The sequence below is a fragment of the Georgenia sp. Z2081 genome (assembly GCF_055326445.1).
This window is the reverse complement of the sequence record NZ_JBUZNK010000009.1, coordinates 139,472-152,028: the sequence shown is the minus strand read 5'-3', so window position 1 is coordinate 152,028 and position 12,557 is coordinate 139,472. Positions and strand designations below refer to the sequence as shown.

Below are 12,557 nucleotides of genomic sequence, written 5' to 3'. Positions count from 1 at the left end.
AGCTGACAAGGCCTGGCGGCAGGACGATGCCCGCGAAGAACTGACCATCGCCCCGACCACGGGTGGGTATCACCTCACGGGGTGGCTCGACGAGCTGTCCGGGCAGGTCGTGACCACCGCCCTGACCGCTCACGCCGGCCGCAAGGGCGCCGAGGACGACCGCACCCCGGCCCAACGCCGCGCCGGCGCACTGGTCGCCCTGGCCCACGAGTCCCTCGACCGAGGTGAGCAGCAGGCCAACGCGCGGGTCCGTCCGCACGTGACGATCACCGCCACCCTGGACACCCTCACCGCCCTCACCAAAGCGACCGGGTCCGTGATCCCACCCGCCTCGGCGACCGCCGGCTGGCTGGCCACCCACGACCTCACCCCCAACCACGGCCAGGCCCATGCGGGACTACCCGCCGGGCAGATCGTCGCCCCGATCACCGCCGAGCAGACCCTGACCGCCCCCGGCGGACCCCGCGACCCCCACACCACCACCCGCACCCACACCACCACCCGCCCCCACACCACCACCCGCACCCACGCCGGTGCAGCGTTCGGTATCGACGCCACCTTCGGGCTGGTGGACGAGCGTGGCAGCACCCCCGACGGGTCGGCGAGCGAGGGCGGGTCGGGGATCTTCGACCTGTCCGAGACGGCACGGCAGTGGCTGACCGACTGGCAGCCCGGTGAGGATCACGTGATCTCGGCCGCGATCGACCCCCGCGTGATGGACGGCATCCAACCCGCCACCTTCGAGGACGGGACCCCCATCCCGCACGCGATGCTCGCCCGTCTGGCCTGCGACAGCGCACTGATGCGCGTCATCTTCGGCCCGGAATCCACAGTCCTCGACGTCGGACGAGAGAAACGGATCTTCCCCGCGAACATGACCCGGGCCATCCACGCCCGCGACCAACACTGCCAATACCCCGACTGCAACGAGCTACCTCAGCGAGAGTGACGGCGCGCGGCCGCGCGGGCGATCCGCGGGGACCGGGGGTGCGGGCGTGACGCTCCGCGGCGCGACCACCTGCCGCGCACGGCGCCGGTCGTCAGCCGTCAGCCGCAGTCTCGCGGGGAGCGAGGACGGGTGCGGGCCGGCCGAGAGGAGCAACCAGTGCATGAGGGCCAACGAGAACGGCCCCCGGCTCTGCGTCTCCGCAAACCGGGGGCCGTTTCGTGCTGGTGGGCGATACTGGGTTCGAACCAGTGACCTCCTCGGTGTGAACGAGGCGCTCTACCACTGAGCCAATCGCCCGTGCCCTGCCGCTCGCGCGACGGGGACGGTCGTCAACTCTATCCGATCGAGAGCCCTGATCACGACCTCGACGGACGTGACAGCGTTCACCCTCAGGACAGGCCCGGTTGGTTTGAGTTTTGCCGTGCCCGGTGGTTAAGGTTCTGGTCGCACGAGGGGCCGCAGCGCGGTTCCGGTGCGATGCGGATGTGGCTCAGGGGTAGAGCATCACCTTGCCAAGGTGAGGGTCGCGGGTTCGAATCCCGTCATCCGCTCGGAGGTCCCACCACCACGTGGGAGCATGTCGCCATGAGGTGGCATGGACCTCATGGTGGCGTGGCCGAGAGGCGAGGCAGCGGCCTGCAAAGCCGTATACACGGGTTCGAATCCCGTCGCCACCTCGGGCGATTGGCGCAGCGGTAGCGCGCTTCCCTGACACGGAAGAGGTCACTGGTTCGATCCCAGTATCGCCCACCAGCCGAAGCCCCCGACCACATGGTCGGGGGCTTCGTCGTTCCCCGCCGACGACGCCTCGGGAAGCATGCGGGCCCGGGCTGTGCCGGCCCGACGTGTTCCGGCTCGTGCTCGCGCGGAACCGACCCGAGCTCGCGCGGGACCGGGCCGTGCCCGACTACGGCTCCACGAGCGTCGGATCCAGAACCACCTGACCGGCAGAATCGACCCCGAGGTCGGCGAGCGGGATCTCGTAGACGTTGACGCGGAGCGGGCTCCACTCGCACTCGAACTGCGACGCCGGGTCGGCGGGCGGCACCGCATCGCTGGCGATGGTGCCGGCCCCGTCGGTGAGCACACGAATGGACTCGTCGCAGATCGGGTGCGCGGCGACGAGCGCCACCGAGTCCGTGAAGTCGATCTCGGCGGTCAGCGGGTCCCGGGTGACGTCCTGGTGGGGGAGGCCGTCGAGCCAGGAGTCGTACTCGTCCTGGGTCCGCAGGAGCGCCGTGAAGTCGTCCTCGGTGACTCCGCCGGCCGGTGCCGAGTCCTCGCTCCACGTGGCGACGCTCGTCCCGACGCTCACCAGGCCGTCGGCGCCGCCGGTCGCGGCGGGCACGTCGACGCCCGCGCAGGCACCGACGGCGAGCAGCGAGGCCACGGTGACCATGAGGGCACGTCGCCTCACGACGTACGGCCCTGGTCGCGGATGTCCTGGTCGTGGACGACGTCGTCGGCGGAGTCGACGCCGAGCTCCTCCAACGGCACCTCGACCACGGACACCTGGATGGGGCTCCATGCACAGTCGACCTGGTCGTCGGAGGTGCTGACGGTCCTGCTCGCGAGCGCGCCCTCGCCGTCGGTGACGACCTCGATGCGTTCCTCGCACACGGGGTGGGCAGCTGCGAGAGCGACAGAGTCGGTGAGGTCGAGCTCAGCGGTGAGCGCGTCGCGGGTGACCTCCTGGTGGGGAAGGCCGTCGAGCCAGGCCGTGTACTCCTCCTGCGTGCGCAGGAGCGCCGTGAACTCGCCCACCTCCACATCGCCCATGAGGTCGGCGCTCTGCTGCCAGCCGGCGACCGAGGTGCCGACGACCGCCAGGCCGTCGGCACCGGCGTCGTCGGTGCACGCGCCGAGTGCGAGGAGGGCAGAGAGCAGACCGAACGCTGCGGTCCTCGTCCCCGTGGCGCGCACGCCGGTCCGTCCTGTCATGTCGCTCCCCGTTCGTCGTGCACGTCCCGTGCCGCGGTGAGAGTCCCGTGCAGCCACGGGCACGTCCTGATCGTCGCGCGTGGCCGCCGCTCCGGGGCCTGGTCGGCCCGGGTAGTGCTCCCCGCGCGTCGGTAGCATGGGCCGGCACGACCACCCACCTGCAAGGAGCCCACACATGTCTGCACCTCCCGTGTCCGTCCGCCTCGACGACGAGACCCACGAGGTGGCGACCGGGACGACGGGCACCGAGCACTTCGCCGACAGGCGCGACGTCGTCGCGCTCCGAATCGACGGCGAGCTGCGCGACCTCGCGACCGACCTGTCCTCGCTCCCGGCCGGCGTCGTCGTCGAGTCCGTGACGATCTCCAGCCCGGACGGCCTCGACATCCTCCGGCACTCGGCCGCGCACGTGCTCGCCCAGGCGGTGCAGCAGGTGAACCCGCAGGCCAAGCTGGGGATCGGCCCGCCGATCACGGACGGCTTCTACTACGACTTCGACGTGGCCGAGCCGTTCACCCCCGATCAGCTCAAGGACCTGGAGAAGGTCATGGGGCGCATCGTCAAGGAGGGGCAGACGTTCGTCCGTCGCACGGTGTCCGTGGACGAGGCGAACGCTGAGCTGGCCGGCGAGCCCTACAAGCTCGAGCTCGTCGCGCTCGCGGGCGGCCCCGGCTCCGGCGGTACCGACGCCGACGGACAGGCCATCGCCGACGGCGCGAGCGTCGAGGTCGGCGGCGCCGAGCTCACCGTCTACGACAACGTGCGCCGCGGGGGAGAGGTGGCGTGGGGAGACCTCTGCCGCGGCCCGCACCTGCCGAGCACGAAGCTCATCGGCAACGGCTTCAAGCTCATGCGGTCGGCTGCCGCGTACTGGCGCGGGTCGGAGAAGAACCCGCAGCTCCAGCGGATCTACGGGACAGCCTGGCCCTCGAAGGCCGAGCTCACCGCGCACCTGGACCGGCTGGCGGAGGCCGAGCGCCGCGACCACCGGCGCCTCGGTTCCGAGCTCGACCTCTTCTCCTTCCCTGACGAGATCGGCTCCGGCCTTCCGGTGTTCCACCCCAAGGGCGCGATGATCCGCATGGAGATGGAGGAGTACTCGCGCCGCCGCCACGTCGAGGCCGGCTACTCGTTCGTCCAGACCCCGCACATCACGAAGAAGAACCTCTTCGAGACCTCGAAGCACCTCGAGTGGTACGCGGACGGCATGTACCCGCCGATGCACATCGACGAGGAGGTGGGTGCCGACGGCCAGGTCACCAAGCAGGGCCAGGACTACTACCTCAAGCCGATGAACTGCCCGATGCACAACCTCGTCTACCGCTCGCGCGGCCGTTCCTACCGCGAGCTGCCCATGCGGCTCTTCGAGTTCGGGCACGTCTACCGCTACGAGAAGTCCGGGGTCGTGCACGGCCTCACCCGCGCACGCGGCTTCACGCAGGACGACGCGCACATCTACACCACCCGGGAGCAGATGAAGGACGAGCTCTCCCGGCTGCTCACCTTCGTCCTCGACCTGCTGAAGGACTACGGCCTCGACGACTTCTACCTCGAGCTGTCCACGCGCGACCCGGAGAAGTCGGTCGGCGACGAGCAGACCTGGGAGGAGGCCACCGCCACGCTCGCGGAGGTCGCCGCAGAGTCCGGGCTCGAGCTCGTCGACGACCCGGGCGGCGCCGCCTTCTACGGCCCGAAGATCTCCGTCCAGGCGAAGGACGCCATCGGCCGCACCTGGCAGCTGTCCACCATCCAGCTCGACTTCTTCGAGCCGGAGCTGTTCGAGCTCGAGTACACCGCAGGCGACGGGACCCGCCAGCGGCCGGTGATGATCCACCGCGCACTCTTCGGTTCGATCGAGCGCTTCTTCGGGGTGCTGCTCGAGCACTACGCCGGCGCCTTCCCGGCGTGGCTCTCGCCCGTCCAGGTCCTCGGCATCCCCGTCGCCGAGGCGTTCGAGACCCATCTGGAGTCCGTCGCGGTGCTGCTGCGCGCTGAGGGTGTGCGCGTCGAGGTCGACACCAGCGACGACCGGTTCGGCAAGAAGATCCGCAACGCCGCCAAGGTCAAGGCGCCGTTCGTCCTCATCGCCGGCGGCGAGGACGAGGAGGCCGGCGCGGTGTCGTTCCGGTACCGCGACGGCACCCAGCGCAACCAGGTGCCGATCGAGACGGCCGTGGCGGAGATCGTCGCGCACGTCCGCTCCCGTGCGAACGCCGACCCGGCGGGCCCCTCGGACGCAGCGTCCGGCGAGTCGGCCGCCGAGCAGGCGACGGCCGACGACGCCCCACCGGTCACGCCGTGAGGTCGCGTTGAGCGGCGGGCCGGCGGGACGCCACCCCGGGGACCCGGCCGGCGGTCAGGTCGAGGACCCGTTGGGCGGCCAGGTCGAGGACCCCGCCGGCGGCCAGCTCGAGGACCCCGCCGACCGCCCCGGCGTTCCCGACGCTCTCCAGCGGCTGTGGACGCCGCACCGGATGGTCTACGTCGGCGACACCGGCGGCGACGTGCGCCCGCGTACCGGGGAGGCGGAGTCGTGCCCGTTCTGCGCCTCGCCCCCGCGGGAGGATGCCGACGCGCTCGTCGTCCACCGAGGTGCCGCGGCGTTCGTGGTGCTCAACCTGTTCCCGTACAACCCCGGCCACCTGCTGATCTGCACGTACCGGCACGTCGCCGACCTCACCGACCTCACCGTGGCTGAGCGGGACGAGATCGGCCGGCTCTCGGCCCGCGCCATGCGGGTCCTGCGCGCCGTCTCGTCGCCCGCCGGGTTCAACCTCGGAATGAACCAGGGGGGCGTCGCCGGCGCGGGTATCGCCTCGCACATCCACCAGCACGTCGTGCCCCGCTGGGCGGGCGACGCCAACTTCCTGCCGATCATCGGCCGCACGAAGGCGCTGCCCCAGCTCCTCTCCGAGACCCGCACCCTGCTCGCCGACGCCTGGGACGACGCCGCCCACGACGACCACGACAACGACGAGGACCCGACCGACGAATCAGGCCCGGGAACCTGATGCTGTCGGCGAATGGTCGGCCGTTCACGGAGGTGCTCCTCGCACCCCTGACGCGGACGCTCGTCCGGTTCCGTGTGCCCGCGAGCGCCGTCACCGTCGCCGGGGGCGTGGTGACGGTCTCGGCGACCCTCCTGCTCGTGCCCTCCGGACACCTGTGGGTCGCGGCGCTGGTGCTTGGCGGGCTCGTCCTGCTCGACGCGGTCGACGGCCAGGTCGCCCGTGCCACCGGGACCGTCTCGCCGTTCGGGGCCTTCGTCGACGCCACCACGGACCGGGTCGTCGACGCCGTCCTGCTCGGGTCCGTGGTCGCGTACGCGCTCCGGCACGTCCCCGGGACGGAGGGCGACCGGCTCGTGCTCGCCGCCGTCGTCGCACTGGTCGCGGACCAGCTCGTGCCGTACACGAAGGCCCGCGGCGAGGCCGAGGGCTTCATCGTGGCCGGCGGCCTCGCCGAGCGCGCGGACCGGCTCGTCCTCCTCCTGGTCGGCGTGCTGGTGCACGGCCTCGGCGGCCCGGCCTGGGTCCTGTCGGTCGTCCTGATCATGACGGCGCTGGCGTCGCTCGTCACCGCGGGTCAGCGCGTGGCGCAGGTCCGCTCCCAGGCCCGTCGCGCGTCGGACGACTCGTGAGCCTGGATCCCCTCCGGCTGCTCCCGGCGGCAGCCGGCCTCGTCGGTCGCGTGCCGGAGCCGGTCGTGGACCGCGTCGTCGGGGCCGTCGGCACGGTCGTCGGATCGCTTCCGTCCGAGCGGACCCGGCGCATCGCGGCCCACACCGCACGGCTACGCCCCGACCTCACAGAGTCGCAGCTGCGCCGGGCCGTGCGCGCCAACATGCGCGGCTACCTGCGCTACTTCGCGGAGGCACTGACCCTGGGCAGGCTCACCGAGCAGCAGATCATCGCGAGGTTCCGGGCCGTGCACCGCGAGCACGTCCAGCCCACGTTCGACGCCGGACGCCCGGTGGTCGCCGCGCTCCTGCACGCCGGGAACTGGGACCTCGCGGGCGCCTGGTCCTGCCTCGCGATGGCGCCCGTCCTCACGGTGGCCGAGCGCCTGCGACCCGACGCCCTGCACGAGCAGTTCGTCCGGCTGCGCACGGACCTGGGCATGACGATCCTGGTGGACGACGGCTCCGCCGTCCTTCCGCGCCTGATGGACGAGGCACCCCGCCGCCCGCACCTCGTGCCGCTGCTCGCCGACCGTGACCTCGGCCGCACCGGTGTCGAGGTGACTGTCGCCGACCGGCCCATGCTCGTCGCGGCCGGTCCGGCGGCCCTCGCCCTCGCCCTCGACGTGCCGCTCGTCGTCATCACGATCCGTCACGAGCGCCTCACGGGGGAGCGCGCCAGGCGGGCCGGCTCCCGGTGGGGGATCGTCACCGAGTTCAGCGAGCCCGTCACGGCGGGAGACCTCGCCCCGGGGCTCGACGCCGCCGCGCCCGGGACGGACGGCTCGGCCGGTGCCGGTGGGCCCGTCCACGACGGCGATGGGGCGGCCGGCGCTCCCGGCGGCGCAGCCGCGCACGCGGCCGGGCACGCAGCGGCGCCGCGGCGACCGCGCCCGGTCGACCGGACCGACGTGGTCGCACTCACCCGGGCGTGGGTCGACGTCGCCGAGCCGTTCCTCAGGCGTCACCCCGAGCAGTGGCACATGCTGCAGCGGGTCTTCCTCGAGGACCTCGACGCGGCCCGGCTGGCGGCCGGCCGTGCCCGCGAGGCTGAGGGCTCCGGTGTGGCCGGGAGCGGCACCGGATGAGGATCGGGATCGCCCATCCCTACGACGTCGGCGTCCCCGGCGGGGTCGACGCCCATGTCCGCCAGCTCGCCGAGGCGCTGCGCACGCGCGGGCACGAGGTCCTCACGCTGGCGCCCGGCCGGCGCCGCCGGTCGGCGGACGAGACGGTCGCCGGCCGGTCGATGCCGATCCGGTTCAACGGGTCGGTGGCCAACATCGCCCCGCACCCGGCCGCGGCCCGCCGTGCGAGGCGCTGGGTGCGCGAGCACGAGCTCGACGTGCTCCACGTCCACGAGCCGACCGTCCCGTCGGCGTCGGCGTTCGCGATGCGGGCGGCGCGCGCGGACGGGATCCCCGTCGTCGCCACGTTCCACGCCGCCGTCGACCGGGTCGAGCGGCTGGGTCCCCTCGCCGCGCTGCAGCGTCGCCACCTGCACGGACTCGCGGCGCGCATCGCCGTCTCCGACGAGGCGGCGCGCACCCACCGGTCGTGGCTCGGCGCCGAGTGCGAGGTGATCCCCAACGGGCTCGACGTCGCGGCGCTGCGACCTCCGTCGTCGGTCGAGAACTACCCCGTCGCACCCGGGTCCGGCCACCCGGCCGGTCCCCAGGTCCTGTTCCTCGGCCGCGCGGACGAGCCCCGCAAGGGCATGCGCGTACTTGCCGCGGCGTGGCCCGCGGTGCGCGCTGCCCGACCGGACGCCACGCTCGCCGTGGCGGGACCCGGCGGTGAGGCGGCCACCGCGGCACTGTCCGCGGCCCTTTCCGACGACCTGCACGACGTGCAGGTGCACGGCCGCGTCACCGAGGCGGAGAAGGTCCGGCTCCTGCAGCGGGCCGACGTGCTCGTCGCGCCCCACACGGGCGGGGAGAGTTTCGGCATCGTGCTCGTCGAGGCGATGGCCGCCGGGACGCCCGTCGTGGCCTCCGACCTGCCCGCCTTCGCGGCGGTCCTCGACGCGGACGGGACGACCGGCGTGCGCACCCCGCTCGGGCTCCTCGCCCGGCGCGGGGACCCCGACGACCTCGCCGCCCGCCTCGTCGAGTGCCTGGAGGACACGGCCGGCGCCGCACGCCGGGCCGGTCTCGCGCTGCGGGCGGTCCGGCGCTACGACTGGTCCGAGGTCGCCGCCCGTGTCGAGGACGTGTACCGGCGGGTCGCCGGGCCGAGGTCCCCGGGCCGGACGTCGATCGGGCCGGGCGACGGCCTCTAGGGTGAGTCGGTGACTCAGCACATGGGCCTCGCCCCCGGTCCGGGGGCGTTCGGGCCGGCACCTCCCGCGTGGCCCGTCCCCAGACGCCGCTCGAGGGCGTTCACCGCCACCGAGATCGGCGCCGTCGTCGTCGCGGTCGGCGGGCTGGCCTGGATCCTCCCGCAGCTCGTCGGCGGCACCTCCGGCCCCGGTCAGGTCCTCGTGGCGGTGCTGCTCGCCGTCGTCCCGTTCCTGGCGATCGTCCTGCTCATCCGTTGGATCGACGCCTGGGAGCCCGAGCCGCGCGGACTGCTGCTCGTCGCGCTGGCCTGGGGCGCCGGGGTCGCCACCGCGGTCGCCGCCACCGGGAACTCGCTGTTCCAGGCGGTCGTCTCCCAGGACCAGGGCCTCGAGCGGGCCGCCGCCCTCACCGCGATCGTCAGCGCACCGGTGACCGAGGAGACGATGAAGGGACTGGGGCTCGTGGTCGTCGTCCTGCTGGGACGCGGACAGTTCCACGGGCTCGTCGACGGCGTCGTCTACTCGCTCGCCGTCGGGGCCGGCTTCGCCGCGGTCGAGAACATCCAGTACTTCCTCACGTACTGGGACTCGATCACCGCGGTCTTCGTCCAGCGCGGTCTGATGACCCCGTTCGCCCACCCGATGTTCACCGTCTGCATGGGGCTGGCCCTCGGCATCGCCTCCCGCTCCGACCGGCCCGGGCGCTGGCTGCTGGTGATCCCCGGCTGGCTGCTCGCGGTGGTCCTGCACGGCGTGTGGAACTACACCTCCGTGACCGGCTCGTTCTTCCAGGTCTTCGTCTCGTTCCAGATCCCCCTGTTCATCGCGTTCATCGTCCTGGTCCTCTGGCTGCGCCGGCGCGAGCACCGGGCGATCACCGCCGGTCTGCACGACTACGCCGCCGCCGGCTGGTTCGCGCCGTTCGAGGTCCGGATGCTCACCTCCACCGGCGCGCGCCGTGATGCCGTGCGCTGGGCTCGCGCCCGGGGCGGCGCCCAGGGCAGGGCGATGATCGACTTCCAGCAGGCCGCCGTCGAGCTCGCGCTCGGCCGACGCCGCGCCCGCGAGGGGCGGCCGCCGCGCGACCACCAGGGCCGCGAGGCCGCGCTGCTGCGCCGCGCCGTCGCCGACCGGGCGGTGTTCCTCCGTGGCTGAGAGCGCTCCCGACGACGCCCGGATGCCACCCGCCGACCTCGGCGAGGAGTGGGTCCCCGGCCCGGACGGCATCCCGTTCCGGCGGGGCGCCCGCGTCCTGCTGCTCGACGACGACGGCGCGCTGCTCCTCGTCGAGGGCCACGACGGCGACGACGACGACCACCGCTGGTGGTTCACCGTCGGCGGCGGGATCGCCGTGGGCGAGGACGACCGGACCGCTGCGGCCCGCGAGGTCGTCGAGGAGTCCGGCCTGACCGTGGCGGTGGCCGACCTCGTCGGGCCGGTGGCCACCAGGAGCGCCACGTTCCGGTTCGTGCGCCGGACCGTGCGTCAGGACGAGGTCTTCTTCGTCGCCCGGGTGCCGGGTCGCCGGCCGGGTACGGACGCGGCCGGCTGGACCGAGCTCGAGCGCGACGTCCTCGACCAGATGCGCTGGTTCAGCCCCGACGAGCTCGACGCGCTCGTGGCCGGCGGCGCCACCGTGTACCCGACCGAACTGCCCTCCCTGCACCGCTCTCTCACGAGCGGCTGGGACGGGAGGTGCCGGCACCTGACGCACGAGTGAGTTCGATGGGGACAGGTCCCTGTCGGTCACCCGCCCGGCGACAGGTCAATCGTCCCATCTGAGTGGCGCGGCCGGCTCCTGCCGGAGCGCTCCACTACTCCGTGACGATTCTCCAGGTGCCATAGGCGAAACGACCCAGTTGGCCGCCACAGTCTCCTATCGTGTGATAAACATCTCGACGCGGGGGTCGGCATGAAAGCCAGAGCGCGGTGCGCGGCGGCAGGGGTCGCATTGATGTGGTGTGTCGGCACGGCGCCGGCCGCACAGGCGTACGAGGACATCAGGGGATCGCACGGATGCCCAGCAGGACAGTTCGGACGCGCGTCTGTCACTGTGAATACTGACCCCGGTGGAATTGTCCAGCCACCGGGCGGAGCGATCTCACGCTTCGAGGGACGGTCCGCAACTCGCATCGCGACGAGTGGCGGAGGGGGTTATTACCGGCTAGTCGCAGACGGGTGGTTCACGACGAGGTCGGTTGGCTGCTCCGACTTCGGACGCTGAACGCGTGCGAGTCGCCCGCTTTCGCGTCGTACTCGCGTTCAGTGTGGTCGTATCGACGATGCTCGCCGCGTGCGGCGGCTCCGAAGGTGCCGAGCCGCCCTCAACCTCGGGCCCTGCCACCGTGTCTGAAGCGCCCCCGCATTCCGAGCCGGACACGTTTCACGGCACACCTTCCGAGCGCACTGCCGCGATGGCGACCTGCATGGAGGATCTCGGTTACCTCATCACTCCCGAGGACGACGGCTTTGAGATTGAGCCGCAGGGGCACTCAGGCGACGACGTTGGCGACGACTACGCCGCGTGCAGCGCGCAAGTGGGGCGCGTCCACGCGACATCCTTCAGCGACGCCCAGATCCGCGAGTCCTACGATCGCCGAGTTGATGAGCACGACTGCCTCGTGGCCAACGGCTGGGCGATCGGCGACCCGCCCGCGTGGGAGACCTTCCGCGACGGGTGGCGCGTCCAGGGCTCGACCTGGGAGCCCGTCCACGACGCGCAGGTCGCTGAGGACTCCGCCTCGGGCGTGGCCGCCATCGCGGAGGAGTGCACGTCCGACGCCGACGTGTGGTGACACCCGCGTCCCTGGTGCCGCCCGGCGGGTACGATGCCCGACGGACCTGGCGCCGTCGACGCGCGGCGCACGCCGCACTCCGGCCGCCGACGACCAGTGGGACGCGAGCGAGGGAGACACGATGTCGGGACACTCCAAGTGGGCGACGACCAAGCACAAGAAGGCCGCGATCGACGCCAAGCGCGGCAAGCTGTTCGCGCGACTGGTGAAGAACATCGAGGTGGCCGCCCGTACCGGCGGCGGTGACCCGGCCGGCAACCCCACCCTCTTCGACGCCATCCAGAAGGCCAAGAAGAACTCGGTCCCGTCCAGCAACATCGACAACGCGGTCAAGCGCGGGTCCGGCGAGCTCGCCGGCGGCGCGGACTACGAGACGATCATGTACGAGGGCTACGCGCCCGGCGGCGTGGCCATGCTCGTCGAGTGCCTCACCGACAACAAGAACCGCGCGGCCTCCGACGTGCGCGTCGCCTTCACCCGCAACGGCGGCAACCTCGCCGACCCGGGCTCGGTCGCCTACCTGTTCAACCGCCGCGGCGTCGTCGTCGTCCCCAAGACCGACGGTGTGGACGAGGACGACGTCCTCGCCGCGGTCCTCGACGCGGGCGCCGAGGAGGTCACCGACCAGGGCGAGACCTTCGAGATCCTGTCCGAGGCCACCGACGTCGTCGACGTGCGCACCGCGCTGGTCGACGCGGGTCTCGACTACGACTCGGCGGAGTCCCAGTTCGTGCCGTCGATGGAGGTCACCGTCGACGCGGACGGGGCGACCAAGGTCATGCGGCTCGTCGACGCGCTCGAGGACCTCGACGACGTGCAGAACGTGTTCTCCAACGTCGACATCCCCGACGAGGTGCTCGCCGAGCTCGACGCTCAGGACTGAGCGGTCCTCGGACCCGGCCCGGGCGCCCG

The 12,557-nt window shown here is 72.5% G+C and carries 12 protein-coding genes and 4 tRNA genes; 13 read left to right on the top strand and 3 right to left on the bottom strand.

Going from position 1 to position 12,557, the window contains the following annotated elements; translation table 11 throughout:
• Window positions 1-949, top strand: a 949-nt coding sequence (locus ACZLKG_RS12805) for a DUF222 domain-containing protein (protein ID WP_463648942.1), incomplete at its 5' end; no start/stop codon positions are given.
• Window positions 950-1,171: 222 nt separating this feature from the next.
• Here ACZLKG_RS12805 and ACZLKG_RS12800 read toward each other — a convergent pair.
• Window positions 1,172-1,246, bottom strand: a tRNA-Val gene (locus tag ACZLKG_RS12800).
• A 182-nt stretch (window positions 1,247-1,428) separates the two neighbouring features.
• On the opposite strand from ACZLKG_RS12800, the gene ACZLKG_RS12795 reads away from it, so the two are divergent.
• The 3 genes from ACZLKG_RS12795 (at window position 1,429) to ACZLKG_RS12785 (ending at window position 1,702) form a co-directional block, all read left to right on the top strand.
• A tRNA-Gly gene (locus ACZLKG_RS12795) sits at window positions 1,429-1,500 on the top strand.
• A 55-nt stretch (window positions 1,501-1,555) separates the two neighbouring features.
• Window positions 1,556-1,626: transfer RNA gene (locus tag ACZLKG_RS12790), tRNA-Cys, on the top strand.
• A gap of 1 nt (window position 1,627) precedes the next feature.
• Window positions 1,628-1,702 (top strand) — tRNA-Val (locus ACZLKG_RS12785).
• Window positions 1,703-1,856: 154 nt separating this feature from the next.
• On the opposite strand, the gene ACZLKG_RS12780 is transcribed toward ACZLKG_RS12785, so the two are convergent.
• Window positions 1,857-2,366, bottom strand: coding sequence for a hypothetical protein (locus ACZLKG_RS12780; RefSeq protein ID WP_463648941.1), 510 nt, complete (start codon window positions 2,364-2,366; stop codon window positions 1,857-1,859).
• On the bottom strand, window positions 2,363-2,890 hold the full coding sequence (locus ACZLKG_RS12775) for a hypothetical protein (RefSeq protein WP_425709547.1): 528 nt from the start codon (window positions 2,888-2,890) through the stop codon (window positions 2,363-2,365). The genes ACZLKG_RS12780 and ACZLKG_RS12775 overlap by 4 nt, the downstream gene beginning before the upstream one ends.
• Window positions 2,891-3,065: 175 nt before the next feature.
• On the opposite strand from ACZLKG_RS12775, the gene thrS reads away from it, so the two are divergent.
• The 9 genes from thrS (at window position 3,066) to ACZLKG_RS12730 (ending at window position 12,528) form a co-directional block, all read left to right on the top strand.
• Window positions 3,066-5,192: a threonine--tRNA ligase gene (gene thrS, locus ACZLKG_RS12770; protein WP_425709546.1), complete on the top strand. Its 2,127-nt coding sequence runs from the start codon at window positions 3,066-3,068 to the stop codon at window positions 5,190-5,192.
• Window positions 5,193-5,199: 7 nt separating this feature from the next.
• The gene (locus ACZLKG_RS12765; RefSeq protein WP_425709545.1) at window positions 5,200-5,901 is read left to right on the top strand and encodes an HIT family protein; all 702 of its coding nucleotides are present in this window, start codon (window positions 5,200-5,202) and stop codon (window positions 5,899-5,901) included.
• The gene (gene pgsA / locus ACZLKG_RS12760; protein WP_425709544.1) at window positions 5,901-6,530 is read left to right on the top strand and encodes a phosphatidylinositol phosphate synthase; all 630 of its coding nucleotides are present in this window, start codon (window positions 5,901-5,903) and stop codon (window positions 6,528-6,530) included. The genes ACZLKG_RS12765 and pgsA overlap by 1 nt, the downstream gene beginning before the upstream one ends.
• On the top strand, window positions 6,527-7,657 hold the full coding sequence (locus ACZLKG_RS12755) for an LpxL/LpxP family acyltransferase (protein WP_425709543.1): 1,131 nt from the start codon (window positions 6,527-6,529) through the stop codon (window positions 7,655-7,657). Before pgsA ends, ACZLKG_RS12755 begins: the two co-directional genes overlap by 4 nt.
• A complete protein-coding gene (locus ACZLKG_RS12750; protein ID WP_463648937.1) occupies window positions 7,654-8,850 on the top strand; it encodes a glycosyltransferase family 4 protein in 1,197 nt (398 codons plus the stop codon). Before ACZLKG_RS12755 ends, ACZLKG_RS12750 begins: the two co-directional genes overlap by 4 nt.
• A gap of 9 nt (window positions 8,851-8,859) precedes the next feature.
• On the top strand, window positions 8,860-10,005 hold the full coding sequence (locus tag ACZLKG_RS12745) for a PrsW family intramembrane metalloprotease (RefSeq protein WP_425709541.1): 1,146 nt from the start codon (window positions 8,860-8,862) through the stop codon (window positions 10,003-10,005).
• Window positions 9,998-10,570 (top strand): NUDIX hydrolase, encoded by a 573-nt coding sequence (locus ACZLKG_RS12740; protein WP_425709540.1) that lies wholly within the window; start codon window positions 9,998-10,000, stop codon window positions 10,568-10,570. Before ACZLKG_RS12745 ends, ACZLKG_RS12740 begins: the two co-directional genes overlap by 8 nt.
• Before the next feature lie 508 nt (window positions 10,571-11,078).
• Entirely contained in the window at window positions 11,079-11,645 is a 567-nt protein-coding gene (locus ACZLKG_RS12735) for a hypothetical protein (RefSeq protein WP_463648935.1), read from the top strand.
• Between the two features lie 121 nt (window positions 11,646-11,766).
• Window positions 11,767-12,528 (top strand): YebC/PmpR family DNA-binding transcriptional regulator, encoded by a 762-nt coding sequence (locus tag ACZLKG_RS12730; protein WP_463648934.1) that lies wholly within the window; start codon window positions 11,767-11,769, stop codon window positions 12,526-12,528.
• The last annotated feature ends 29 nt before the right edge of the window (window positions 12,529-12,557 follow it).

What these genes read in the sequence shown, in the direction of transcription:
- ACZLKG_RS12750 (WP_463648937.1), top strand. Translation starts at nt 7,654, where the DNA reads ATGAGGATCGGGATCGCCCATCCCTACGACGTCGGCGTCCCCGGCGGG.
- thrS (WP_425709546.1), top strand. Translation starts at nt 3,066, where the DNA reads ATGTCTGCACCTCCCGTGTCCGTCCGCCTCGACGACGAGACCCACGAG.
- ACZLKG_RS12730 (WP_463648934.1), top strand. Translation starts at nt 11,767, where the DNA reads ATGTCGGGACACTCCAAGTGGGCGACGACCAAGCACAAGAAGGCCGCG.
- pgsA (WP_425709544.1), top strand. Translation starts at nt 5,901, where the DNA reads ATGCTGTCGGCGAATGGTCGGCCGTTCACGGAGGTGCTCCTCGCACCC.
- ACZLKG_RS12775 (WP_425709547.1), bottom strand. Translation starts at nt 2,890, where the DNA reads ATGACAGGACGGACCGGCGTGCGCGCCACGGGGACGAGGACCGCAGCG.